21 protein-coding genes are annotated in these 23,890 nt (G+C 70.9%); 16 read left to right on the forward strand and 5 right to left on the reverse strand.

Annotated elements, in window-relative coordinates:
- Positions 1-101: 101 nt before the first annotated feature.
- A complete protein-coding gene (gene recJ / locus AC07PU_RS28825; RefSeq protein WP_495321787.1) occupies positions 102-1,823 on the reverse strand; it encodes a single-stranded-DNA-specific exonuclease RecJ in 1,722 nt (573 codons plus the stop codon).
- On the reverse strand, positions 1,823-2,794 hold the full coding sequence (locus AC07PU_RS28830; RefSeq protein WP_495321789.1) for a hypothetical protein: 972 nt from the start codon (positions 2,792-2,794) through the stop codon (positions 1,823-1,825). Before AC07PU_RS28830 ends, recJ begins: the two co-directional genes overlap by 1 nt.
- A 108-nt stretch (positions 2,795-2,902) precedes the next feature.
- Here AC07PU_RS28830 and AC07PU_RS28835 point away from each other — a divergent pair, with 108 nt between their 5' ends.
- Both AC07PU_RS28835 and lolD read left to right on the forward strand, forming a co-directional pair.
- On the forward strand, positions 2,903-4,159 hold the full coding sequence (locus AC07PU_RS28835; RefSeq protein ID WP_495321790.1) for a lipoprotein-releasing ABC transporter permease subunit: 1,257 nt from the start codon (positions 2,903-2,905) through the stop codon (positions 4,157-4,159).
- The gene (gene lolD / locus AC07PU_RS28840; RefSeq protein ID WP_093351827.1) at positions 4,152-4,826 is read left to right on the forward strand and encodes a lipoprotein-releasing ABC transporter ATP-binding protein LolD; all 675 of its coding nucleotides are present in this window, start codon (positions 4,152-4,154) and stop codon (positions 4,824-4,826) included. The genes AC07PU_RS28835 and lolD overlap by 8 nt, the downstream gene beginning before the upstream one ends.
- Positions 4,827-4,960: 134 nt before the next feature.
- On the opposite strand, the gene AC07PU_RS28845 is transcribed toward lolD, so the two are convergent.
- A complete protein-coding gene (locus tag AC07PU_RS28845) occupies positions 4,961-5,734 on the reverse strand; it encodes a sigma-70 family RNA polymerase sigma factor (protein WP_495321791.1) in 774 nt (257 codons plus the stop codon).
- Between the two features lie 90 nt (positions 5,735-5,824).
- Here AC07PU_RS28845 and AC07PU_RS28850 point away from each other — a divergent pair, with 90 nt between their 5' ends.
- Complete coding sequence (locus tag AC07PU_RS28850) at positions 5,825-6,439, forward strand: ATP-dependent Clp protease proteolytic subunit (RefSeq protein WP_495321792.1); 615 nt, start codon at positions 5,825-5,827, stop codon at positions 6,437-6,439.
- On the opposite strand, the gene AC07PU_RS28855 is transcribed toward AC07PU_RS28850, so the two are convergent.
- Complete coding sequence (locus tag AC07PU_RS28855) at positions 6,436-8,268, reverse strand: amidase family protein (protein WP_495321793.1); 1,833 nt, start codon at positions 8,266-8,268, stop codon at positions 6,436-6,438. The genes AC07PU_RS28850 and AC07PU_RS28855 overlap by 4 nt on opposite strands.
- Before the next feature lie 170 nt (positions 8,269-8,438).
- On the opposite strand from AC07PU_RS28855, the gene AC07PU_RS28860 reads away from it, so the two are divergent.
- The gene (locus tag AC07PU_RS28860; protein ID WP_490878874.1) at positions 8,439-8,798 is read left to right on the forward strand and encodes an ankyrin repeat domain-containing protein; all 360 of its coding nucleotides are present in this window, start codon (positions 8,439-8,441) and stop codon (positions 8,796-8,798) included.
- 27 nt (positions 8,799-8,825) lie between these two features.
- Here the strand turns inward: AC07PU_RS28860 and AC07PU_RS28865 are convergent, their stop codons facing one another.
- Positions 8,826-9,215, reverse strand: a complete 390-nt coding sequence (locus AC07PU_RS28865; RefSeq protein WP_057597741.1) for a RidA family protein — start codon at positions 9,213-9,215, stop codon at positions 8,826-8,828.
- A 204-nt stretch (positions 9,216-9,419) separates the two neighbouring features.
- Between AC07PU_RS28865 and AC07PU_RS28870 the strand changes: the two genes are divergently transcribed.
- The 12 genes from AC07PU_RS28870 to AC07PU_RS28925 all read left to right on the forward strand — a co-directional run bounded on the left by AC07PU_RS28870 (position 9,420) and on the right by AC07PU_RS28925 (position 23,876).
- Positions 9,420-10,991, forward strand: a complete 1,572-nt coding sequence (locus AC07PU_RS28870) for an ABC transporter substrate-binding protein (protein ID WP_495321794.1) — start codon at positions 9,420-9,422, stop codon at positions 10,989-10,991.
- A gap of 19 nt (positions 10,992-11,010) precedes the next feature.
- The gene (locus AC07PU_RS28875) at positions 11,011-12,267 is read left to right on the forward strand and encodes a lactonase family protein (protein ID WP_495321796.1); all 1,257 of its coding nucleotides are present in this window, start codon (positions 11,011-11,013) and stop codon (positions 12,265-12,267) included.
- Positions 12,264-13,220, forward strand: coding sequence for an ABC transporter permease (locus AC07PU_RS28880; protein ID WP_495321797.1), 957 nt, complete (start codon positions 12,264-12,266; stop codon positions 13,218-13,220). Before AC07PU_RS28875 ends, AC07PU_RS28880 begins: the two co-directional genes overlap by 4 nt.
- A gap of 3 nt (positions 13,221-13,223) precedes the next feature.
- Complete coding sequence (locus AC07PU_RS28885) at positions 13,224-14,063, forward strand: ABC transporter permease (RefSeq protein ID WP_057597745.1); 840 nt, start codon at positions 13,224-13,226, stop codon at positions 14,061-14,063.
- Entirely contained in the window at positions 14,063-15,100 is a 1,038-nt protein-coding gene (locus tag AC07PU_RS28890; RefSeq protein WP_495321798.1) for an ABC transporter ATP-binding protein, read from the forward strand. The genes AC07PU_RS28885 and AC07PU_RS28890 overlap by 1 nt, the downstream gene beginning before the upstream one ends.
- Entirely contained in the window at positions 15,097-16,077 is a 981-nt protein-coding gene (locus AC07PU_RS28895; RefSeq protein ID WP_093351806.1) for an ABC transporter ATP-binding protein, read from the forward strand. Before AC07PU_RS28890 ends, AC07PU_RS28895 begins: the two co-directional genes overlap by 4 nt.
- A 2-nt stretch (positions 16,078-16,079) precedes the next feature.
- Positions 16,080-17,381: an amino acid deaminase gene (locus AC07PU_RS28900; protein ID WP_495321833.1), complete on the forward strand. Its 1,302-nt coding sequence runs from the start codon at positions 16,080-16,082 to the stop codon at positions 17,379-17,381.
- 11 nt (positions 17,382-17,392) lie between these two features.
- Positions 17,393-18,304 carry a MurR/RpiR family transcriptional regulator gene (locus AC07PU_RS28905; RefSeq protein WP_495321799.1) on the forward strand — a complete coding sequence of 304 codons (912 nt, stop codon included), beginning with the start codon at positions 17,393-17,395 and terminating at the stop codon, positions 18,302-18,304.
- The gene (locus tag AC07PU_RS28910; protein ID WP_495321800.1) at positions 18,301-19,776 is read left to right on the forward strand and encodes an N-acyl-D-amino-acid deacylase family protein; all 1,476 of its coding nucleotides are present in this window, start codon (positions 18,301-18,303) and stop codon (positions 19,774-19,776) included. Before AC07PU_RS28905 ends, AC07PU_RS28910 begins: the two co-directional genes overlap by 4 nt.
- A 104-nt stretch (positions 19,777-19,880) precedes the next feature.
- Positions 19,881-21,005, forward strand: a complete 1,125-nt coding sequence (locus AC07PU_RS28915; protein WP_495321801.1) for a hypothetical protein — start codon at positions 19,881-19,883, stop codon at positions 21,003-21,005.
- Between the two features lie 13 nt (positions 21,006-21,018).
- Positions 21,019-22,284, forward strand: coding sequence for a toxic anion resistance protein (locus AC07PU_RS28920; protein ID WP_495321802.1), 1,266 nt, complete (start codon positions 21,019-21,021; stop codon positions 22,282-22,284).
- Entirely contained in the window at positions 22,281-23,876 is a 1,596-nt protein-coding gene (locus AC07PU_RS28925) for a vWA domain-containing protein (RefSeq protein ID WP_495321804.1), read from the forward strand. Before AC07PU_RS28920 ends, AC07PU_RS28925 begins: the two co-directional genes overlap by 4 nt.
- Positions 23,877-23,890 lie beyond the last annotated feature (14 nt).

Below are 23,890 nucleotides of genomic sequence, written 5' to 3' on the forward strand. Positions count from 1 at the left end.
GTAGGAATGTGTACCGACCGCGCGCCCGCCGTGGCGGGACAGCGCACGCAATTGCTTGCAGCGGAAACCCCGGCGTAACCTGTGGCCGGGGCTCGAACGCTTCAGATCTCCGCGCCCTCGACCAGGAAGCGCACGCGCCGCACGCCCTGCCATTCGTCGGCGTCGAGCCGGAATGCCAGCTTCACGCGCGGCGGCAGCGGGTCGGTGTGGCCGAACCAGATGCCGTCGATGGGCTGGCCCTGGTGGCGCAGCTTGAGCGCGAGATGCCGCTCGCCGACCAGCCGCTGCGACACCACCTCGACCTCCTCGCTGAAGGTGGGCGGCGCGAAGCCCTGGCCCCAGACCTCGCGGTGCAGGGTGTCGATCAGGTCCACGCGCAAGTACTCGCGCGAGATCGGGCCGTCGGTGTCGATGCGGCGCGTGAGCGTGGCGGCATCGAGCCATTCGTCGGCCACCTGCGCGAGCGCGCGCTCGAAGGTCTGGAACTGCTCGCGCGCGACCGTGCAGCCGGCCGCCATCGCGTGGCCGCCGAAGCGCAGCAGCACGCCCGGATGCCGCTTGGCGACCAGGTCCAGCGCATCGCGCAGGTGGAAGCCCGGGATCGAGCGGCCCGAGCCCTTGAGCTCGTGCTCCTTGCCGGGCGCGCCGCTGGCCGCGAACACGAAGGTGGGCCGGTGGAAGCGCTCCTTGATGCGCGAGGCCACGATGCCGACCACGCCCTCGTGGAAGTCGGCATCGAACACGCTGATGGCCGCGGGCACGGTCTCGGTGCCTTCGCCGTCGACGGTGAACAGCGACTCGGCCAGCAGCAGCGCCTGGTCGCGCATGCCGCCCTCGATGTCGCGCCGCTCGCGGTTGATGCCGTCGAGCAGGCGCGCGAGCTCGTCGGCGCGCGCGGCATCCTCGGTCAGCAGGCATTCGATGCCCAGCGTCATGTCGGCCAGCCGGCCGGCGGCATTGATGCGCGGGCCGAGCGCGAAGCCGAAGTCGAAGGTGGTGGCCGCGGCGGCCACGCGGCCCGCGGCCTTGAACAGCGCCGACACGCCCGCGGGCATGGCACCCGCGCGGATGCGGCGCAGGCCCTGCGCTACCAGCCGGCGGTTGTTGGCGTCGAGCTTCACCACGTCGGCCACGGTGCCCAGCGCCACCAGCGGCAGCAGCGCGTCGAGCTTGGGCTGTGTCGCCACGTCGAACACGCCGCGCCGGCGCAGCTCGGAGCGCAGCGCGAGCAGCACGTAGAACATCACGCCGACGCCGGCGATGCACTTGCTCTCGAAGCCGCAGTCGGGATGGTTGGGATTCACCAGCACGTCGGCCACCGGCAGCTCGGGGCCGGGCAGGTGGTGGTCGGTCACCAGCACCTGCAGGCCGCGCGCCTTGGCCGCGGCCACGCCGTCGACGCTGGCGATGCCGTTGTCGACCGTGATCAGCATGTCGGCGCCGCTCGCGGCCACGCGCTCGGCGATCGGCGGCGTGAGGCCGTAGCCGTCGACCACGCGGTCGGGCACGAGGTAGCTCACGTTCTTCGCGCCCAGCAGGCGCAGGCCGCGCACGCCGACCGCGCAGGCGGTGGCGCCGTCGCAGTCGTAGTCGGCCACGATGCACAGGCGCTTGTCGGCGGCCATCGCGTCGGCCAGCAGCACCGCGGCCTCGTGCGTGCCGCGCAGGGTGTCGGGCGGCAGCAGGCGCGCCAGGCCGTCGTCGAGCTCGTCCTTGGCGCTGACGCCGCGCGCGGCGAACAGCCGCGCCAGCAGCGGATGCACGCCGGCCTGCTCGAGGGCCCAGGCGCTGCGCGGGGGAATGTCGCGGGGATGGATCTTCATCAGAGCGCCTCCAGCACGGCGGCGGCGCGCGGCCGGTCGAACAGGCTGCGCGCCCAGCCCACGAAGCCGCGCGGCTGGATCTCGTGGCGCTGCGCCGTGCGGTCGCCGCACAGCGTGATCGTGACAGGGGCGCCCGCGTTGTAGTGGTCGAGCAGCGCGGCGACGGGGCCGGCGTCGAGCGCCTGCCAGGCCTCGGCCCAGCCGATGCCGTCGTCGTGCAGCGCGGCGGTGCGCAGCGAATCGTCGACCTGCGGTGCGGGGCCTTCGGGACTGATGGCACCCGCGGGGAGCACGCCGGTGCCGCTGAGCCAGAAGGAATTGATCGGCGGCGCGCCGCGCGCGGCGCGGTCGTCGTTCACGCGCTGGGTGTAGAGCAGCATCTGCATCTCGTTCTGGAGCCGGCGCAGCGGCCGCGCGGCATCGGCCAGCGGCGACCACTGCGAGATCGGGTGGCCCACGGCGCGGTCGATGGCGGCGGTGGCGAGGTCCTGGAAGATCGGCGCGCGCGCGAGCCAGCGGCCGGGGCGCGCGGACGGATGCAGCGCGATGCCGTCCTCCTCGAAGAAGGGGCGCGCCGCGGCCAGCAGCGCGGCCGACTCCTCGGCGTCGATCTCGATCGCGGAGGGATCGCCGAGCACCACGTCGTCGATGCCGACCTGCCAGTGGCACAGCGTGACCAGGCCCCAGGCGCCGGTGTCGTCCGCCGCGGCGGCACCGTTGCGGCGTGCCTCGAGCGCGGCCCAGGGGATGCAGCCGTCGGCCGCGGCGATGCCGAGCGCGCGCGCCAGGGCGCGTTCGTGCGGCGGGGAGCGGGTGCTTTCGTCCTGCGTGTCGGTGGCCGTGACGGCGAGCCGGCCGAGCAGGGCCTCGAGCTTGGGCAACCTTAAGGTTGGGAGGGCTGCGCGGCAGGACGGGGAACCGCGGCCGGCAAAGGGAATCAGGAGATGACGGGCGGGAGCGGGTTCGGCCATGGGCCTATTGTCCGGGATGCCACAATTCCGCCCGCCTTCCTCTTCGTCTTCACCCTTTTTCCCCATGAACCGACCCATGCCGTCGCCCCGAGCGCCGCAGGAGACCTGATGCGACTCCCCTACGAACTGCAGCTCGGCTGGCGCTACACGCGCGCGGGCCGGGCGACCCGGCGCAACGGCTTCATCTCGTTCATCTCGGGCGTCTCGATGCTCGGCATCGCGCTCGGCGTGGCCGCGCTGATCATCGTGCTGAGCGTGATGAACGGCTTCCAGAAGGAAGTGCGCGACCGCATGCTGGGCGTGGTCTCGCACATCGAGATCATCTCGCGCGACGGCCAGGCCCTGCCCGAGCTCGACACCATCATGGCGGCCGCGCGCAAGTACCCCGAGGTGGTCGGCGCGGCACCCTTCATCGCGACCCAGGCGCTGATCGCGCGCGGCGAGGACATGAAGGGCACGCTGGTGCGCGGCATCGAGCCCAAGCTCGAGCCCGAGGTCACCGACATCGCGGCCGCCGCGCCCAAGGGCACGCTCGACAAGCTGGTGCCCGGCGAGTTCGGCATCGTGCTGGGCGGCGAGCTGGCGCGCTCGCTGTTCGTGCAGCCCGGCGACCAGGTCACGCTGGTGGCGCCGGGCGGCCAGGTCACGCCGGCCGGCGTGGTGCCGCGGCTCAAGCAGTTCACCGTGGTCGGCACCTTCGACTCGGGCCACTACGAATACGACTCGGCGCTGGCCCTGATCAACGAGCAGGACGCGGCGCGCGTGTTCCGGCTCGAGGGCCCGACCGGCATCCGCATCCGCCTGAAGGACCTCAACCAGGCGCGCGACGTGGCCGACGAGATGGCCGTCACCCTGCCGGGCCAGTTCCTGATCCGCGACTGGACGCGCCAGAACAAGACCTGGTTCGCGGCCGTGCAGGTCGAGAAACGCATGATGTTCATCATCCTCACGCTGATCGTGGCGGTGGCCGCGTTCAACCTGGTGTCGACGCTGGTGATGACGGTGACCGACAAGCGCGCCGACATCGCGATCCTGCGCACCCTGGGCAGCTCGCCGCGCAGCATCATGGGCATCTTCGTGGTGCAGGGCGCGATGGTGGGCGTGATCGGCACCGTGGCCGGCCTGCTGCTGGGCCTGGGCATCGCCTACAACATCGACGTGATCGTGCCCTTCCTCGAGCAGCTGTTTCATGCGAGCTTCCTGCCCAAGGACATCTACCTGATCAGCAAGATGCCGAGCGATCCGCAGCGCAGCGACATCATGCCGATCGCGATCATCTCCCTGGTGCTGGCCTTCCTGGCCACGCTGTATCCGAGCTGGCGCGCCAGCCGCGTGAATCCCGCCGAGGCGCTGCGCTATGAGTGAAGTCGTATTGAAGGCGCGCGGTCTGACCAAGCGCTTCCACGAAGGGCGCCTCGACCTGACCGTGCTGCACGGCATCGACCTCGACGTGCATGCCGGCGAGACGCTGGCCATCGTCGGCGCCTCGGGCTCGGGCAAGAGCACGCTGCTGCACCTGATGGGCGGGCTCGATTCGCCGACCTCGGGCAATGTCGAGCTGCTCGGCAAGGACATCGCGCATGCCGACCCCGCCGAGCAGGGCCGGTTGCGCAACCTGCACCTGGGCTTCGTCTACCAGTTCCATCACCTGCTGCCCGAGTTCAGCGCGCTCGACAACGTGGCGATGCCGCTGAAGATCCGCCGCGTCGACCCGGCCACGGCCGCGCAGTCGGCGACGAAGATCCTCCAGAGCGTGGGCCTGGGCGAGCGGCTGCATCACCGGCCGGCCGAGCTGTCGGGCGGCGAGCGCCAGCGCGTGGCGATCGCGCGCGCGCTGGTCACGCAGCCGGCCTGCGTGCTGGCCGACGAGCCCACCGGCAACCTCGACCGCAGCACCGCCGACACCGTGTTCGAGCTGATGCTCGACCTCGCGCGCCGCCACGGCACGGCCTTCGTGATGGTCACGCACGACCAGGACCTGGCGCGGCGCTGCGACCGGGTGCTGCAGCTGGTGGCAGGGCGGCTGGCCTGAGTGTCTTTCTCCCTCCCCCGCTGGGGGAGGGTAGGGGTGGGGGCCGCGGGCGGTCGATAGGGCCTTGGCCTTGCCATCGCAGCGTGCCCCCATCCCGACCTTCCCCCAGAGGGGGAAGGAGCAAATACCGCGATTCAGAGCGAGAGCGCTTCCGCCTCTTCCTGCCGCGCCTCCAGCGGCAGCACGCACAACAGCTTCCCGCCCAGCGTCAGCACCAGCCCGAGCCGGCCGCCGATCTGCACCACTTGGCAGGCCGCGCGCGGCGAGCCCGAGGCCGGCGGCGGCGCGGCATGGGCCGACAGTCCGATCGCCCGTGCCGGCGGCTGGCGCAGCATCGCGAACAGCAGCCGCGCATCGGCATCGCGCAGCGCCTGCTGGTAGAGCGGGAAGACGGCGTCGCGCCCGATGCTGTCGGATGCCTTCTCGCGCGGCTCGCGCAGCCGCAGCAGCGCGCGGTGCATCTGCTGCCGCCAGGCGGCCTCGGTCCGGCCCGTGGCCTCGGCCAGTTCCTTGAAGCTGACCTCGAACACCTCGCGCAGCAGCACCGCGGCGCCATCGGCGGGGCTCAGCCGCTCGGCCAGCAGGCGCAAGGCCTGCCCGGTCTCTTCGGCGCGCGCGGCCTCGGTTTCGGCCGATTCCGCCGTCTCCGTCGTCGCGCCGGCCTCGTCGAGCCAGCGCCGCATCCAGCCTTCGCGCCGCAGCCGGTCGATCGCGAGGTGCTGCATCACCGTCGTGAGCCAGGCCTGTGCGGTGTCGATGCCGGCGTGTTCGCCGGCCTCGAGCGCGCGCAGGTAGGTGTCCTGCACCAGGTCCTCGGCCTGCGCCGTGCCGCCGAGCAGCCGCGCCGCCGCGCGCACCAGTCGGCCGCGCAGGGCCGGGAATTGCGAGAGATAGCGTTCGTCGAGCATCGGCGCAGCTTGCCACGACCGGCGATGTCACGAAAGCGTGGGCTTGTTCGTCAAGACAGTTCGAACCGTCCAACCCGCAGGAGCTTTCCCATGACCGCCATGTTCGCTATGGAATCCGAAGACGACACCCGCCCGGCCGCCACCGCCGAGCCGCGCAATTCCTACCTCGAGGAGAAGGCCTTCCGCTCGCGCACGCTGCTGATCTTCGGCAGCATCACCGACGCCGTGGCCGCCGACGTCACGCGCCGGCTGATCGCGCTCGACGCCGACAGCGCCGACAAGCCGATCGACATCCTCGTGAGTTCGCCCGGCGGGCATCTCGAATCGGGCGATGCGATCCATGACGTGGTGCGCTTCATCGCCGCGCCGGTGCACATGATCGGCACCGGCTGGGTCGGCAGCGCCGCCACCCACCTGTTCCTGGCCGCGCCGCGCGAGCGTCGCGTGTGCCTGCCCAACACCCGCTTCCTGATCCACCAGCCCTCGGGCGGGGCCGGCGGCCAGGCCACCGACATCGCGATCCAGGCGCAGGAGATCGTCAAGGCCCGCCAGCGCATCGCGCACGAGATCGCGCGCGAGACCGGCAAGCCCCTCGAGGTGGTGCTGGCCGACATCGAGCGCGACCGCTGGCTGTCGGCGGAGGAGGCGGTCGACTACGGGCTGGTCTCGCGCATCGTGCAGCGCAAGAGCGAGCTGCGCGGTTAGAGCGCCGAGGCGTCGGGCTTCTTGAGCTCCGGCGCCAGCGGGCTCGGCACGCGCGCCGTGGCGCTGGCCTGCCAGCCGTAGGCCAGGCGGAACAGCGTGGGCTCGGCGAAGGCGCGGCCGATCATCTCGAAGGTCACGGGCTCGACCGAGCTCGAGGCATCGGTGGCCTTCACGAAACCGGCCGGGAAGGCCAGCGCCGGGAAGCCGGAGAAGGGGCTCAGGCGGTTGTTCGAGCCCGAGTTCACGCTGGTGCTGTTGAAGCCCTGCAGCACCGGGTAGACCAGCACGTCGTAGGGCGCGCCCAGGCTCGCGCCAGTGGCGAAGTCGAGGTTGTCGAGCGCGGCCGTCACGCGCGGGATCACGAAGGCGTCGCGCGGCTTCAGGTTGTTCTGGTAGGTCGGGTTGGATTCCTTGTTGGTGCCCGAGGTGATGTACGAGCGGAAGTTGGCCACGCGCGTGGGTTCCAGCGTGGCCATGGCGATCGCCACGTCTTCCGTGGTGCGCGGATGGCCGTCGGCGGTGGAGCTCCAGCTGCCGAGGTACTCGGTGAGGTTGTCGCGGAACTCGTAGGACGAGAGGCTGGCGTAGCCGGTCAGGATGGTCGCGCGGTCGGGGATCTGCACGTCCTCGATCGTCGCGCCCGCGGCCTTCATGCGGTCGAGCGCGGCATCGAGGGTGTCGAGGAAGCGCTGGTTGGCCACGGTCGCGGCCGGGAACATCGCGCGCACGACGCCGATGCGCGCACCCCGCAGGCCATCGGCCTTGAGCGTCGCGGTGTAGCTCGCGGGCTGCGCGGTCATCGCCGCATAGGCGGCGGCATCGGCCACCAGCGGGGCGTCCCAGGCCTTGGCGGTGCGCTGGCCGCTGCCGGGCGCGGCGTCGTAGCCGGCCATGGCATCGAGCACCAGCGCGCAGTCCTGCACCTGGCGGCACAGCGGGCCGGCCGTGTCCTGGCCATGGGCCAGCGGCACGATGCCGTCCTGGCTCACGAGCCGCAGCGTGGGCCGCAGGCCGTAGAGGCCCTCGACCGCCGAGGGCACGCGCACCGAGCCGCCGGTGTCGGTGCCCAGGCCCAGCATCGCGAGGCTGGCGGCGATCGAGGTGCCGGTGCCCGACGACGAGCCGCCCGCGCTGTTGGCCGGGATGTAGGCATTGCGCGTCTTGCCGCCGACCGACGAGCTGCCGGTGAAGCCGAACGCGAACTCGTCGAGGTTGGCCTTGCCGATGACGATGCCGCCGGCCTCGCGGATCTTGCGCAGGATGTAGGCGTCGTCGGGCGGCTGGTTGTTGGCCAGGGCCAGCGAGCCGGCCGTGGTCTTCATGTCGTGGGTGTCGATGTTGTCCTTCGCGAGCACCGTCACGCAGTGCATCGGGCCGGCCATCTGGCCGGTCTTGAAGAACTGGCGGTCGAGTTCGTCGGCGCGCGCGAGCGCGGCCGGGTTGACCGCGATCACGCTGTGCAGGCCGGGGCTGTCGGGGTAGGCATCGGAGGCATCGGCATCGAAGGCCGCGATGCGGTCGAGGTAGCCCTGCACCACGTCGCGGCACGAGACCTGGCCCTTGCGCATCGCCGCATGGAAGCCTTCGACGGTGGCCTCGACCAGCGGGAAGGGCGCGCGGTCGGGCTGCAGCACCACGGCATCGCCGGGCGTCTCGGGCGTGGTCGGCGGCGTGCCGGCCACGGGCGTGAACGAGAAGACGCTGTTGTCGCCGCCACCGCCGCAGGCGGCGAGCACGGCGGAGAACATCAGCGTGCAGGCGAAGCGCGTGGCGCGCGAGGACGAGGAGAAGAAGCCAGGAAGCTTGCGGCGCGCGAGCGTGGAGGTCATCGTTGGTGTCGGAGTGGAGTTGAACCCCCGACAACGCAGCATCCATGCCAGCATGCGCGCATGCCTGCGGCCATGGCACGTCGCTTGCTCGAAGCGACATGTGCCCGCACGATGCTCGTGCGCCGCGCAGGCCCATCATCGACCGCCATCGCAGATTCCGAGGACACGCCATGAACCCGCTCAAGCACCTGCTGATCCACGCCTGCGTGGCGCTGATGGGATGCACCATGGTGCCCTGGGCCGCGGCGCAGGCGGCGGCCGTGCCGAACCTCGTGCAGGCCGCGCGCCTCGGCCAGACGCAGGCCGTGACCGCGCTGCTCGAGAAGGGTGCCGATCCCGATGCGCGCCTGGCCAACGGCCGCACCGCGCTGATGGAGGCCGCGGCGCGCGGCCACTACGAGACCGTGCGCGCGCTGATGATCCATGGCGCCGACAAGCTGCTCAAGGACGGTGCCGGCCACACCGCCTTCGACCTCGCGTTCGAGAAGCAGCATGGCGACATCGTCGCGCTGCTGCGCGACGCTTCCTGAGCCGTCGAAGCGCCGCTCAGGCGCCGCTCAAGCCTTCGGCTTGTACGCCACCACGTCGATCTCCACCTTCGCATCGACCATCAGCCGCGCCTCGGTGGTCGAGCGCGCGGGCTTGTTCTCGCCGAAGTAGCTCATGTAGATGCGGTTGAAGGCGCCGAAGTCGCGCGCGTCGTCGAGCCAGCAGGTGGTCTTGCAGACGTCGTCGAGCGTGGCGCCGGCCAGCGCGAGCACGGTCTTCAGGTTCTCCATCACCTGGCGCGTCTGCGCCTCGATGCCGCCGGCCACGATCTCGCCCTGCGCATTGGCCGGCACCTGGCCCGACACGTAGATGAAATCGCCCGCGCGCACGGCCGGCGAGAAGGGACGCACCTGGCGGTCGGAAGCGGTGGGCGGGGCGCCGAGGTATTCGAGAGGCATGGACGAGCTCCTGTCTGAAGAAGGGAAATGAAAGGGGAGGGGGTGAAAACGGCCGCCAGTATCGGCCGAAACTGAAAATCTATTTCAGTGATAACGCTGAATCAAGGGTTTTCACGGATGATTTGGCATAGATACTGCTTCAAAGTGCGGCCCGCAACGAAAGTTTTTTTCACAAACGCGTCTCGCCCCATGAAGGAGAACTCCATGCCCCACGCCGGCTCTTTCCCGCGCCTGCCCATGCTGTCGAAGCGCACCCTTCTGGGTGCCACCCTGCTCGCGGCGCTGTATGCCGTGGCACCGCTGAACGCCCAGGCGCAGGGTCCGCGCAACTTCGCCACGCTGGCGATGGTGGCCGAGCCGCAGACGCTCGATCCGATGGCCTCGACCGCCGACCTGGTCGGAACCATCATGCAGCACGTCTACGAGACGCTCTACACCTTCGACGCCAAGTGGAACGTGGTGCCGATGCTGGCCGAGGGCATGCCGAAGATCTCGGCCGACGGCAAGACCTACGCGATCGCGCTGCGCAAGGGCGTGATGCTGCACAGCGGCCGCGAGCTCACGGCCGACGACGTGGTCGCGAGCCTGCAGCGCTGGATGGACCAGTCGCCGCGCGGCAAGGCCGTGGGCAAGGAGATCGAGAGCCTCAAGGCCAAGGGCCCGCTGGCGGTCGAGATCGTGCTCAAGGAGCCCTATGCGCCGCTGCTGTCGCAGCTCGCGCTGCCCAGCGGCATGGCCGCGATCATGGCCAAGGAATCGATCGCCTCGCCGCTCAAGGACTTCGTCGGCACCGGCCCCTACAAGTTCAAGGAACGCCGCCCCGACCAGTTCGTGCTGCTCACGCGCTTCGACAAGTACGCGGCGCGCAAGGAGCCCGCGAGCGGCTACGGCGGCAAGCGCGAGGCGGCGATCGAGGAACTGCGCTTCGTGCCGGTGCCCAACGCCAGCACGCGCGTCGAGGGCGCGCTGGCCGGCCAGTACGACTTCGCCGACCTGCTGCCGGTGGAGGCGCTGCCGCGCCTGGAGAAGTCGGGCGGCAAGACGGTGCCGATCATGACGCCCTCGTTCGGCTTCCCCTACCTGGTGCTCAACACCAAGGAAGGCGTGGCCGCGAGCCAGCCGGTGCGCCAGGCGATCCAGACCGCGCTCGGCGAGGGCGAGATGCTCGCGGCCGGCTTCGGCGACACGCGCTTCTTCGTGGCCGAGGCCAACCACTTCCCGAAGGGCTCGCCCTTCTATTCGACGGCAGGCGCCGACCAGTACAACCAGCGCAACGCCACCAAGGCCAAGGAGGCCGCGGCCAAGGCCGGCTACAAGGGCGAGCCGATCCGTGTGCTCACGAGCCGCCAGTACGACTTCCACTACAACATGTCGCTCCTGATGGCCGAGCAGCTCAAGCGCGCCGGCTTCAAGGTCGACCTCAACGTGGTCGACTGGGCCACGCTGGTGCAGCGCCGCAACGACGCCAAGCTGTGGGACATCTACGTCACCCACTCGGGCCAGTTCCCCGAGCCGATGCTCTCGCCGCCGCAGCTCGGCGACGGCGCGCCCGGCTGGTGGGACACGCCCGCCAAGAAGGCGGCGCTGCAGGCCTTCAACGTCGAGAGCGACCCGGCCAGGCGCGGCGCGCTGTGGGGCAAGGTGCAGCAGGTGGTCTACGAGGAGGTGCCGTACATCAACGTCGGCAAGTTCAACGGGCTGTCGGCCAAGAGCCCGGCGCTCGACAACTACCAGCCCGCGACCTGGCCCTTCTTCTGGAACGCGAAGATCAAGTAAGGCCGCGAGGACTCCCGCCATGCCATCGCGTCGCCAGCTTCTGCAAGCCACCGCATGGGCCTCCGGTCTCGGAGCCCTGGGCCTCACGGCCTCCACCGTCCAGGCCGCCACGCCGGGGCCCGTGTACGCCTACGTCGGCACCTACAGCGACGGCGGCAAGCCATGGCGCGGCGGGCGCGGCCTGGGCGTGCACCAGTTCGTGCTCGACGGCGCGACCGGCGCGCTCACGCCCATTCCCGGCGCGCCGCCCGCGGTGGCGAGCCAGGGCGAGGGCGCGAAGCTGCGCAACCCCGCCTCGCTCGCGCGCCATCCGAGCCTGCCGCTGCTCTATGCGGCCAACGAGTTCGAGGCCGGCTCGGTCTCGGCCTTCCGCATCGGCGCGAACGGCGCGCTGTCCTTCGTGGCCGAGATGCCCTGCGGCGGCAAGGACCCGGCGCACCTCAGCGTGCATCCCGAAGGCCGCTTCCTGTTCACCGCCAACTACGCGAGCGGCGACGTCAGCGTGATCGCGCTGCGCGCCGATGGCGGCTTCGAGGCCGACCGTGCCGCCGTCGTCTACCCGGACGCGGCCGCCTGCGGCGCCACGCCCTGCAAGCCCGGCGCCGACGTGGTGCCGGCGGCCGCGCGCTCGCACGAGGGCTTCGCCACCTCTGACCACGACGGCCCGCATGCGCACATGGTGCAGTCCGATCCCAAAGGCAACTTCGTGCTCGTGGCCGACCTGGGGCTCGACCGCGTCATCTCCTACCGCTTCGACCGCGCGACCGGCGTGCTGAGCCAGCCCGGCACGGTGGCCGTGTCGGAGAGCTCGGGCGCGCGTCACTTCGTCTTTCATCCGAACGGCCGCTGGTTCTACCTCGTGAACGAGGAGGCCTCGACCATCGCCTTCATGCGCTACGACGACGCCACCGGCGTGCTCGCGCCCGTGAGCGAGACCTCGGCGCTGCCGAAGGGCTTCAAGGGCACCAGCTACGCCTCGGGCATCCGCATGCTGCCCGGCGGCCGGCACTTCGTGTCGCTCAACCGGCTGCACGATTCGATCTCGCTGTTCGCGATCGATGCCCGCACCGGCGCGCCCACGCTGGTACGCGAAGAATGGACGCGCGGCAACTACCCGCGCAGCTGCACGCTCGACCCGAGCGGGCGCTTCCTCTACGTCTGCCACAACAAGCAGGGCGACAACGTCACGGTCTTCCGCGTGAAGAACGGCGACATCGCGTTCACCGGCCAGTACGTGGCGGTGGGCAGCGCGGCAGCGATCGAGTTCTCGGCATGAAGAAGAACGCCTCGCTTCGCTACATCGCCTCGCGCGCGGGCGGCATGCTCATCGTGCTCGCCATCGTGGCGGTGCTGGTGTTCGTGCTCACGCGCGCCGCCTCGGGCGACCCGGTCTCGGTGCTGCTGGGCGACCAGGCCACCGCGGCCGACATCGCGCGCGTGCAGAAGGAATACGGCCTCGACAAGCCGCTGCCCGTGCAGTTCGGCTACTGGCTGCGCGAGGTGCTGCAGGGCAACCTCGGCACCTCGATCTTCCTGCAGCGCCCGGTCACGCAGGCGCTGTGGGAGCGCGCCGAGCCCACCGCGCTGCTCGCGCTGATGGCGGTGGCCATCGCCGCGCTGATCGGCGTGCCCTGCGGCATCGTCTCGGCCGTGTTCCGCGGCCGCGCGGTCGACCAGCTGTTCACCGGCATCGCGATGCTGGGCGCGAGCATCCCGAGCTTCTGGCTCGGCATCGTGCTGATCCAGATCTTCGCGGTCTCGTTCGGCTGGTTCCCGGTCTCGGGCTACGGCGCGCCCGACGCGGCGCTGGCCGAGCGGCTGCATGCGCTGGTGCTGCCGGCCGCGGTGCTGGGCCTCCTGAACTCCGCGCTCATCATCCGCTTCACGCGCGCCTCGATGCTCGACGTGCTCGGCGAGGACTACGTGCGCACCGCCCGCTCCAAGGGCCTGAGCGAGACGGTGGTGGTGCTCAAGCATGCGCTGCGCAACGCGCTGGTGCCGATCGTCACGGTGATCGGCCTGACGGTGGCGCTGATGATCGGCGGCGCCGTCATCACCGAGACCGTGTTCGGCCTGCCGGGCGTGGGCAACCTCGTGGTCAGCGCGGTGCTGCGGCGCGACTACCCGGTGATCCAGGGCGCGCTGCTGGTGATCGCCGCGATCTACGTGCTCATCAATTTCGCTATCGACCTGCTGTATGCGGTGGTCGATCCGCGCGTGAAGGTCTGAGCCATGCGGATGCCAAGAATGCTGCGCCAACTGATGCACCGCCGCATCGTGATGCTGTCCGCGCTGGTGCTGCTGGCGATCGCCATCCTCGCCATCGGCGCGCCGCTGTTCGCCTCCATCGATCCCAACGACACGGCCGTGCTGCAACGCCTGAAGGCGCCGAGCGCCGAGCACCTGCTGGGCACCGACGAGCTGGGCCGCGACCTCTATTCGCGCATCGTGCACGGCGCGCGCTACTCGCTGGCGATCGCGGCGCTCACCGCGCTCGGTGCCGTCGTCGCGGGCACCGTGCTGGGCCTGATGGCCGGCTTCTTCCGCCGGCTCGACGCGCCGCTGATGCGCGTGGTCGACGCGATGATGTCCTTCCCCGACATCCTGCTGGCGATCGCGCTGGTGGCGATCCTCGGGCCCTCGCTGATGAACACGGTGCTGGCGCTGGTGCTGGTCTACACGCCGCGCGTGGCGCGCGTGGTGCGGGCCTCCACACTGGTGGTGCGCGAGCTGCTGTTCGTCGAGGCCGTGCGCGCGCTCGGCGTGCGCACCTCGCGCATCCTGTGGCGCCACATCCTGCCGAACCTGATGTCGCCGATCCTGGTGCAGGTCTCGTTCATCTTCGCCTACGCGATCCTGGCCGAGGCGGGGCTGTCCTTCCTCGGCGTCGGCGTGCCGCCCGAGATCCCGACCTGGGGCACCATGGTCGCGGGCAGCCAGCAGTACGCGCACCAGGCCTTCTGGGTGGTGCTGTTCCCGGGGCTCGCGATCATCTTCACGGCGTTGTCGCTGCAGCTGCTCGGCGATGGCGTGCGCGACCTGCTCGACCCCAAGCTTAAAAAGACCGCGTGATGACGACCGCCACATCCTCCCCGCGCCTCGTGGTCGACAGCCTGAGCACCAGCTTCCCCACCGAGGATGGCCTGATCCGCTCGGTGGCCGACGTGAGCTTCGCGATCCAGCCCGGCAAGACCACCGCGCTGGTCGGCGAATCGGGCTCGGGCAAGTCGGTCACCAGCCTCACGCTGATGCGCCTCTTGCCCAGGACCGCCAACGCCCAGGTCAGCGGCGGCGCGCGCTTCGTCACGCGCGAAGGCAGGACCGTCGACCTGCTGACCCTGCCCGAGCGCGAGATGCGCGCATTGCGCGGCAACCAGCTCTCGATGATCTTCCAGGAGCCGATGACCAGCCTGAACCCGGTGTTCACCATCGGCGAGCAGATCGCCGAGAGCGTGCGGCTGCACAAGGGGCTCGACCGCCAGGCCGCGCTGGCCCATGCGAAGCGCATGCTCGACCTGGTCGAGATCCCGGCCGCGGCGCAGCGCCTCCACGAGTACCCGCACCAGCTCTCGGGCGGCATGCGCCAGCGCGTGATGATCGCGCTGGCCATGGCTTGCGACCCGACGCTGCTGATCGCCGACGAGCCCACCACCGCGCTCGACGTGACCATCCAGGCGCAGATCCTGGTGCTGATGCGCCGGCTGCAGGCCGAGACCGGCATGAGCATCCTGTTCATCACGCACAACCTCGGCGTGGTCGCGCACCATGCCGACGACGTGGTCGTGATGTACGCGGGCCGCGTGGTCGAGAGCGCGCCGGTGCGCCCGCTGTTCGCGCAGCCCGAGCATCCCTACACCCAGGGCCTGCTGGCCTGCCTGCCGGGCAAGGCGCGCCAGCCGGGGCAGCCCAAGCCCAAGCGCCTGTTCGCGATCCGCGGCCAGGTGTCGAGCCCGCTGGCGCCGCCGCCGGGCTGCGCCTTCGAGCCGCGCTGCGACCATGCGCAGGCCGGTTGCGCCACGGCGATGCCGCCGCTGATCGACATCCGCCTGGACCGCCAGGCTCGCTGCACCCGCGTGCAGCCCGACGCCCACTTCGCGAGGCTCGCATGAACGCCGTCGTTTCCCCTCTCATCGAAGTCCGCGGACTCAAGAAGTATTTTGGCAGCGGCGAGCGCCCCGTGCGCGCGGTCGACGACGTGTCGTTCGCGATCCAGCCCGGCGAGACGCTGGGCCTGGTCGGCGAATCGGGCTCGGGCAAGAGCACCATCGGCCGCACCGTGCTGCGCCTGCTCGAGCGCACCGAGGGCCAGGTGCTCTACCGCGGCGACGACATCGGCGCGCTGTCGGGCGAGCGCATGCGCAAGCTGCGCAGCAAGCTGCAGATCATCTTCCAGGACCCGTATGCGAGCCTGAACCCGAAGATGCGCATCGGCGCGATCCTCGGCGAGGCGCTGGCCACGCACGGCCTGCACAAGGGCGCGGCCGCGCGCGACAAGCGCATCGCCGAGCTGCTCGAGACCGTCGGCCTGCGCGCCGAGCATGCGAGCCGCTTCCCGCACGAGTTCTCGGGCGGCCAGCGCCAGCGCATCGGCGTGGCGCGCGCGCTCGCGGTGGAGCCCGAGTTCATCGTGGCCGACGAGCCGCTGTCGGCGCTCGACGTGTCGATCCAGTCGCAGGTCATCAACCTGCTGGCCGACCTGCGCGAGCGCCTGGGCCTGACCATGCTGTTCATCTCGCACGACCTCGACGTGGTCGAGTATCTGTGCGACCGCGTGGTGGTGCTGTACCTGGGCAAGGTGATGGAGGTGGCCGAGACCGACGAGCTCTTCGCGCGGCCCTCGCACCCCTACACCCAGGCGCTGCTGGCCGCGAGCCCGAAGCCCGATCCCGAGCTCGCCACCGAGCGCATCGCGCTCAAGGGCGACATCCCCAGTCCGATCTCGCCGCCTTCCGGCTGCGTGTTCCGCACGCGCTGCCCGCATGCCATCGAGGCCTGCGCGCAGACCGTGCCGCCGCTCGAGCAGGTTTCGAGCGGACACTACAGCGCCTGCATCCGCAAGGACCTGCTTTCCCCCATCGCCGCATGACCATGACCGACACCGCCGCTCCCTCCTTCGACGACCCGCTGCTGGGCAGCAACTTCAAGGGCTATCCGCGCACCCAGGCGCCGCGCCGGCGCAGCGAGATCGGCGCCGCGGGCTGGAACGTGCTCGCGGGCGACCTGCCGCTGCCGCTGGCCGTGCTCAAGCGCGAGGCGCTCGAACACAACCTGGCCTGGATGCAGGCGCGCGTGCGCGAATGGGGCATCGACCTCGCGCCGCACGGCAAGACCACCATGTCGCCGCAGCTGTTCCAGCGCCAGCTCGACGCCGGCGCCTGGGGCCTGACCTTCGCCACCGTGACCCAGCTCGCGGTGGGCGTGGCCGCCGGCGCGCGCCGCACCCTGATCGCCAACCAGGTGGTGAGCGACGAGGACCTGGCCGGCATCCAGCTGCTGCTGCGCGACCATGCGGGCCTGCGCATCGTGTTCCTGGTCGATTCGCTGGCGCAGCTCGCGCTGATCGAGGACTGGGCGCGCCGCCACCCGAACAGCGTGCCCTTCGAGGTCATGCTCGAGATCGGTGTGCAGGGCGCGCGCACCGGCTGCCGTACGCATGAAGAGGCGGTGGCGCTCGCCACGCGGCTGCGCGCGAGCGACGCGGTGCGGCTGGTGGGCATCGAGACCTACGAAGGGCAGGGCGCCACCGGCGCCAGCGAGCCCGACGCGGCCTATGCCGCGACCCTGATGGACCGCGTGGAAGCCGTGGCGCGCCATTGCGACACGCAGCAGTTGTTCGAGACCGACGAGGTGCTGGTCTCGGCCGGCGGCTCGGCCATCTTCGACCTCGTGGCCGGGCGGCTGAAGCCCGCGCTGGCGTCGCCGGTGCGCGGCCTGCTGCGCTCGGGCTGCTACGTGACGCACGACCATGGCTTCTACAAGCGCATGGTCAGCGCGGTCGACGAGCGCCTCGGTTGCGATTGCGGCGAGACCCTGGTGCCTGCGATGGAGGTCTGGGCCACGGTGCAGTCGCGGCCCGAGCCCGGCCTCGCGATCCTGGCCGTGGGCAAGCGCGACATCTCCTTCGACCTCTCGCTGCCGGTGCCGATCGCGCGCGCGGCGCGCGGCGCGCTCGCGCCCGAGGCCGTGCCCGCGGGCTGGAAGATCACGGCGCTCAACGACCAGCATGCCTACCTGCGCTGGGAAGCCGACGAGGAGGCGCGTGCGCCGGCCGTCGGCGACCGCGTGGGCCTGGGCATCTCGCATCCCTGCACCACCTTCGACAAGTGGCACTGGATGCCCGTGGTCGAGAACGACTACCGCGTGAGCGACGCGGTGGCGATGCACTTCTGACCGCGCGGCCGATGACTCCCTCGCTGCTCCAGAAGATCGCGCAGACCCGCGAGGGCGCGCCCGCCACGCGGCGCGCGATCCTCGACCTGATCCTCGAGGACCCCGACCGGGTGCTCGAGGAGAGCTTCGAATCGCTGGCCGAGCGCTCCGGCAGCTCGGTACCGACCATCATGCGCACCTGCCGCGACCTCGGCTTCGCGGGCCTGCGCGAGTTCAAGCTGGCGCTGGCGCAGGAGCTCGCGCTCGGCGGCTCGCCGCTGCACCGCCGCGTCAACATCGAGGACGCCGCCGACGAGGTGGTGTCGAAGATCGCGCGCAGCGCGGCCGCCTCGGTCTCGGGCGTGCGCGGCCAGCTCGACATGCAGGTGCTCGACGGCGCCGTCTCGGCCATCGCGGCCGCGCCGCACGTCGACCTCTACGGCGCCGGCGCCACCTCGTGGTTCATGGCCAACGACCTGCAGGCGCGGCTGTTCCGGCTCGGCCTGTCGGCCAATGCCTGGGCCGACTACCACCTGCAGCAGGTGGCCGGTGCCGCGCAGCGCCCGGGCGGCGTGGTGATCGCGATCTCGCACGTGGGCGGCATGCCCTCGCTGCTCGACGCGGTCGACATCGCGCGCGGCCAGGGCGCCAAGGTGGTCGCGCTCACGCGGCCCGGCACCGCGCTCGCGGCCAAGGCCGATTTCCTGCTCGGGCTCTCGGTGCCCGACGACGCCGTGATGCACGTGGGCATCGATGCCTACCTGACGCACCTCACGGCGATCGAGATCCTCACGGTGCTGGTCGCGCAGCGGCGCGGCGAGCCGGCGGTGCAGCGCCTGCAGCGCGCGCGCGAAGCCTTCCAGCGCCACGGCATCGACGCCACCACGCACCCGCTGCAGAGCTGGGACGGCGGCGGCATCAACGAGAAAGGACGCCGATCGTGAGCACACCCCAAGCCGTGCTGCTCGAGGCCGGCCTCGTGGTCGACGGCTCGGGCGGCCCCTCGTGGCCCGGCGACGTGCTGCTGCGCGGCGACCGCATCCTCGCGCTCGGCGAGGGCCTGCGCGCGCGCCTGCCCGAGGGCCTCGAGCTGGCCGATGTCGAGGTCGTCGACTGCCGCGCCAAGGTGATCGCGCCGGGCTTCATCGACGCCCACACGCACGACGACGCGATCGTGCTGCGCGACCCGCTGTGCCTGCCCAAGGTGTCGCAGGGCATCACTACCGTGGTCACGGGCAACTGCGGCATCTCGCTCGCGCCCTACCGCACGCCGCAGTCGAAGCCGCCGCTCACGCTGCTGGGCGCCGATTCGTTCCGCCATGCGAGCATGGTCGAGTACCGCGCCGCGGTCGACGCCACGCAGCCCGCGCTCAACGTGGCCGCGCTGGTGGGCCACACCACCCTGCGCTTCGCGGCCATGGAGGCGCTCGACCGGCCCGCGAACGCCGACGAGCTCGCGCGCATGGCGGCGCTGCTCGAGGCCTGCATGGAAGAGGGCGCGCACGGCATGTCCTCGGGCCTGTTCTATGAAGAAGCCTTCGCCGCGCCCGCCGAGGAGGTGACCGCGCTCGCGCGCGTGGTGGCGCGCCATGGCGGCGTCTACGCCACCCACCTGCGCAGCGAGATGCAGCAGATCGTCGAGGCGCTGCACGAGGCCGGCGACTCGGCCTTTGCCGCCGGCGTGCCGCTGGTGATCTCGCACCACAAGTGCGCCGGGCCCGCGAACTGGGGCCGCACCAGGGAGACGCTGCCGCTGATCGAGTCGCTCGCGCAGCGCCAGAAGATCGCGATGGACGTCTACCCCTACGTCGCCGGTTCCACCGTGCTGCGCGAGGACCTGGTCGACGGCGTGATCGACGTGCTGCTGACCTGGTCCGACCCGCATCCCGAGATGACCGGCCGGCTGGTGTCGGACATCGCGCGCGAATGGGGCGTGAGCGAGCAGGCGGCCTGCCTGCGGCTGAAGCCCGGCGGCGCCTGCTACTTCCAGATGCAGGAAGAGGACGTGGAGCGCGTGATCGCGCATCCGCTGACCATGATCGGCAGCGACGGCCTGCCGCACGACCGCCATCCGCATCCGCGGCTCTGGGGCGCGTTCCCGCGCGTGTTCGCGCGCTACTGGCGCGAGCGCCGGCTGTTCACGCTCGAGCAGGCGGTGCACAAGATGACCGGCATGAGCGCGCGCAACCTGCGCATTGCCGAGCGCGGCCTGCTGCGCGCGGGCCACATGGCCGACGTGGTGGTGTTCGATCCCGAGACCATCGCCGACACCGCCACCTACGACCGGCCCAAGGGCCTGAGCCTGGGCATCGAGCGCGTGTTCGTGAACGGCGTGCTGGCCTATCGCGGCGGCGCGACGGTGGACGAGGCGCGCGTGCTGGCGCGCGCGGGGCGCATGCTGACGCGCGGCACCTGAGCGCGGCGGCCGCCCCGCGGCTGTCATCGGACTGTCACGAACCGTCATATTGCGTGGCTAGGATGTTCTTCGAACCCCGATGAAGGGGCCGAGGAGCAGCACCGTTGGAAATCCGCAAACTGATCGCGCCGGCGCTGGCCGTGGTCCTGCTGGCCGCGGTCGCGAGCGGCGTCTGGTATTCGAACCAGCGCGTGCGCGACGACACCACGGCCGGCAACGCCGCGCGGATCGAGCAGGCGCGCCATGTGGCGCTGCGCGGGCTGATCGGTTCCGAGAAGGAATCGTTCTTCGCCGACGAGCGCGTGCAGCAGGCGCTGGCCGCGCAGGGCATCACGGTCACGGTGGAGAAGGCCGGCTCGCGCACCATCGCCGAGCGCTACGACGCCGCCAAGTTCGACTTCGGCTTTCCCTCGGGCGCGCCGGCCGCGCAGCGGCTCAAGGAGCTGGCGAAGGCGCCCAACGTCTACAACCCCTTCTACACGCCGATCGTGCTCGCGAGCTGGCGGCCGATCGCCGAGATCCTGATCGCCAACGGCGTGGCCGAGAAGCAGGGCGACTTCTACTACGTGGTCGACCTGCCGAAGCTGATGGCGATGATCGAGAAGGGCACGCGCTGGAAGGAGCTCAAGGCCAGCGCCGCGTTCTCCACCAGCAAGTCGCTGCTGATCAACTCGACCGACGTGCGCACCTCCAATTCGGCGGCGATGTACCTGGCGCTGGCGAGCTACCTCGCGAACGGCCAGCAGATCGTGCAGAGCCAGCAGGACGTGGACCGCGTGCTGCCGACGGTGGCGCCGCTGTTCCTGCGCCAGGGCTTCCAGGAGCAGTCCTCGGCCGGGCCGTTCGAGGACTACCTCGCGCTCGGCATGGGCAAGGCGCCGCTGCTGGTGGCCTACGAATCGCAGTTGGTGGAGTTCTGGCTCAAGCATCCCGACCGGCTGCGCGGCGACATGGTGCTGCTCTATCCGCGGCCCACGGTCTATTCGAAGCACGTGCTGGTGCCCTACACGCCGGGCGGCGCGCGCCTGGGCGCGGCGCTGGAGAACGATCCCAAGTTGCGCGAGCTCGCGCACGAGTACGGCTTTCGCACCGGTGGCGATGCCAAGGGGCCGGAGAACTGGGCCGGCCGCGGCGTCAAGGTGCCCGACGTGCTGGTCGACGTGATCGACCCGCCCAGCTTCGAATGGCTCGAACGCATGACCACCGCCATCGAAGGCCGCTTCAAGTGAACCCGAGGAACCCATGAACACTTCCCGTCCCGAGTCCGCCCCCGCCACGGCGGTCGCCGTTGCCGCGCCCGACGTGCTGCAGCCGCCGCAGTCCTTCGTGCTGGAGCCGCCGGCGCCCGTCGCGCCGGTGCCGGTCGAGTCCGCCAGCGGGCGGGTGCGGCTCAAGCCCGAGGAGGTCGGCGAGCTCGATGCGCAGGTCGATCGCTTCATCGACGACATCACGGCGCACGACAGCCAGCATCCGCAGTTCAAGGAGGCGGTGGCGCGCATCCACTCGATGGGCAGCAAGGAGATCGAGGCCTCGGCCTCGGTCTCCAACCGCATGCTCGAACGCCCGGTGGGCTCGCTGCGCAACGGCCTGTTCGGCCAGGGCTCGCAGATCGGCCAGTCGCTGATCGACCTGCGCCACCAGGTCGAGGACCTCGATCCCTCGAAGCAGGGCGACCTGTTCTCGGCGCGCAAGCTGCTGGGCCTGATCCCGCTGGGCAACAAGCTGGTCGCCTACTTCGAGCGCTACCAGTCCTCGCAGTCGCACCTCAACGCCATCATCGAGTCGCTCAAGCGCGGCAAGGACGAGCTGCTGCGCGACAACGCGGCCATCGAGCAGGAGAAGGTCAACCTCTGGACGCTGATGGAGCGGCTCGAGAAGTACGTGCACATCGGCAAGGCGCTCGACGCGCGGCTCGATGCCAAGGCGCGCGAGTTCGACGCCACCGATCCCGAGAAGGCGCGCGTGGTGCGCGAGGAGATGCTGTTCTATGCGCGCCAGAAGGTCACCGACCTGCTGACGCAGCTCGCGGTCAACATCCAGGGCTACCTGGCGCTCGACATGATCCGCAAGAACAACCTCGAGCTGACCAAGGGCGTGGACCGCGCCACCACCACCACGGTGTCGGCGCTGCGCACCGCGGTGATCGTGGCGCAGGCGCTGGCCAACCAGAAGCTGGTGCTCGACCAGATCGGCGCGCTCAATGCCACCACCGGCAACCTGATCGCGACCACCAGCGAGCTGCTGCGCGAGCAGACCGGCCAGATCCACCAGCAGGCGGCCTCGGGCACGATCGAGATCGCCAAGCTGCAGCAGGCCTTCGCCAACATCTACCAGACCATGGACGCGATCGCCGACTTCAAGCTCAAGGCGCTCGACTCGATGCAGACCACGGTCGACACGCTGAGCGACGAGGTGGCGCGCAGCCGCGGCTACCTCGACCGCGCGCGCCGCGAGACCTCGGCCGCCGCGCTGCGCGAGCCGTCGGCGGGCAGCGGGGTCGTGCTGTGAGCCTGGCGCCGGCGCGGCGCTTCGCGCTCGGCGCGCTGCTGGCGCTGGCCCTCGGGCTGGCCGGCTGCGGCCGCGAGGAGGCTGCCACGCCCACCGCCGCCGCGCCGCAGGCCAGCCCGCCATCGGCCGCCTTCACCGTTCTCGCGGGCTCCGAGCTCAAGGACCTCGAGGCGCCGCTGGTCGAGGCCGCGCGCGCCGCCGGGGTGGAGCTGCAGCTGTCGTACGCGGGCACGCTCGACATCGTGGAGCGCGTGAATGCCGGCGAGCGCTTCGACGCGATCCTGCCGCCCAACGGCGCCTACCCCGCGCTGGCGCTCGCCAAGCCGGCGGTGGCGCGCGAGAAGCTCTTCTATTCGCGCATCGCGCTCGGCGTGAAGGCCGCCAAGGCCGCGAGGCTCGGCTGGGACAAGCGCGCACCCGGCTGGGCCGACATCGCGCGCGCCGCGAGCACGGGCCAACTTCGCTACGGCATGACCAACGCGACCAGCTCCAACACCGGCATGAGCGCGCTGTTCGCGGTCGCCTCGGCGCTCGCGGGCAAGACCGAGGATCTGACGGCGCAGGACGTGGACGAGAAGACGCTCAAGGCCTTCCTCTCGGGCCAGAAGCTCACGGCCGGCAGCTCGGGCTGGCTGGCCGATGCCTACCTGGCCGATCCCGCGGCGATCGATGCGATGGTCAACTACGAGGCCGTGATCCTGCGCCTCAACGAGCGGCTGCCCGCGGCCGACCGGCTGCTGCCGATCTATCCGCGCGACGGCATGATCTCGGCCGACTATCCGCTGATGCTGCTCGACGAGGCCCGGCGCGAGCCCTACAACCGGCTGGTGGCGGCCTGGAAGGGGGCCGCGTTCCAGCGCGACGCGCTGTCGGCCGCCTTCCTGCGCCCGGCCAATCCCGAGGTGCAGGCCGCGAGCGCGCTGCCCACGGCGGCGGTGTCGGAGCTGTCCTTTCCGAACCGGCTCGAGGTGATCGACGCCGTGCTCGGCACCTACCAGGCGCGCTGGCGCAAGCCCTCCACCTCGATCTTCGTGCTCGACCTCAGCGGCTCGATGCAGGGGCAGCGCCTGGAAGCCATGCGCGAGGCGCTCAAGCGGCTGTCGGGGGCCGAGGCCGGCGCCGCGGCGAGCGTGCGCTACAGCGCCTTCCAGAGCCGCGAACGCGTGGTGCTGATTCCGTTCGCCACGCGCGTGTCGGAACCGGTGTGGGTGCGCTTCGAGCCCGAGCGCATCGGCGCCGCGCGCGAGGAGCTGCGCCGCCAGGCCGACGCGATGAAGGCCGATGGCGGCACCGCCATCTATTCGGCGCTGGCCGTGGCCGAGGACCTCGCGCGCGAGGAGCAGCGCAGCGATCCCGATCGCTTCGTGAGCATCGTGCTGCTGACCGACGGCCAGAACAACGCGGGCCTGAATCCCGAGGAGTTCCAGGCGCGCTATGCGAGCGGGCTGCCGGCGCGCATCTTCCCGATCCTGTTCGGCGAGGGCAACGCGGCCGAGATGCACCAGCTCGCGAAGTCCTCGGGCGGGCGCGAGTTCGACGGCCGCCGGCTGGTGCTGGCGCAGGTGTTCAAGGAAATCCGGGGCTATCAGTGAGCCCGCGCAAAGGT

This window comes from Variovorax sp. GW821-FHT10D07 (genome assembly GCF_059415325.1).

Coding starts and splice junctions, on each gene's coding strand:
- recJ (WP_495321787.1), bottom strand. CDS start 1,823: ATGAAGATCCATCCCCGCGACATTCCCCCGCGCAGCGCCTGGGCCCTC.
- AC07PU_RS28830 (WP_495321789.1), bottom strand. CDS start 2,794: ATGGCCGAACCCGCTCCCGCCCGTCATCTCCTGATTCCCTTTGCCGGC.
- AC07PU_RS28835 (WP_495321790.1), top strand. CDS start 2,903: ATGCGACTCCCCTACGAACTGCAGCTCGGCTGGCGCTACACGCGCGCG.
- lolD (WP_093351827.1), top strand. CDS start 4,152: ATGAGTGAAGTCGTATTGAAGGCGCGCGGTCTGACCAAGCGCTTCCAC.
- AC07PU_RS28845 (WP_495321791.1), bottom strand. CDS start 5,734: ATGCTCGACGAACGCTATCTCTCGCAATTCCCGGCCCTGCGCGGCCGA.
- AC07PU_RS28850 (WP_495321792.1), top strand. CDS start 5,825: ATGACCGCCATGTTCGCTATGGAATCCGAAGACGACACCCGCCCGGCC.
- AC07PU_RS28855 (WP_495321793.1), bottom strand. CDS start 8,268: ATGACCTCCACGCTCGCGCGCCGCAAGCTTCCTGGCTTCTTCTCCTCG.
- AC07PU_RS28860 (WP_490878874.1), top strand. CDS start 8,439: ATGAACCCGCTCAAGCACCTGCTGATCCACGCCTGCGTGGCGCTGATG.
- AC07PU_RS28865 (WP_057597741.1), bottom strand. CDS start 9,215: ATGCCTCTCGAATACCTCGGCGCCCCGCCCACCGCTTCCGACCGCCAG.
- AC07PU_RS28870 (WP_495321794.1), top strand. CDS start 9,420: ATGCCCCACGCCGGCTCTTTCCCGCGCCTGCCCATGCTGTCGAAGCGC.
- AC07PU_RS28875 (WP_495321796.1), top strand. CDS start 11,011: ATGCCATCGCGTCGCCAGCTTCTGCAAGCCACCGCATGGGCCTCCGGT.
- AC07PU_RS28880 (WP_495321797.1), top strand. CDS start 12,264: ATGAAGAAGAACGCCTCGCTTCGCTACATCGCCTCGCGCGCGGGCGGC.
- AC07PU_RS28885 (WP_057597745.1), top strand. CDS start 13,224: ATGCGGATGCCAAGAATGCTGCGCCAACTGATGCACCGCCGCATCGTG.
- AC07PU_RS28890 (WP_495321798.1), top strand. CDS start 14,063: ATGACGACCGCCACATCCTCCCCGCGCCTCGTGGTCGACAGCCTGAGC.
- AC07PU_RS28895 (WP_093351806.1), top strand. CDS start 15,097: ATGAACGCCGTCGTTTCCCCTCTCATCGAAGTCCGCGGACTCAAGAAG.
- AC07PU_RS28900 (WP_495321833.1), top strand. CDS start 16,080: ATGACCGACACCGCCGCTCCCTCCTTCGACGACCCGCTGCTGGGCAGC.
- AC07PU_RS28905 (WP_495321799.1), top strand. CDS start 17,393: ATGACTCCCTCGCTGCTCCAGAAGATCGCGCAGACCCGCGAGGGCGCG.
- AC07PU_RS28920 (WP_495321802.1), top strand. CDS start 21,019: ATGAACACTTCCCGTCCCGAGTCCGCCCCCGCCACGGCGGTCGCCGTT.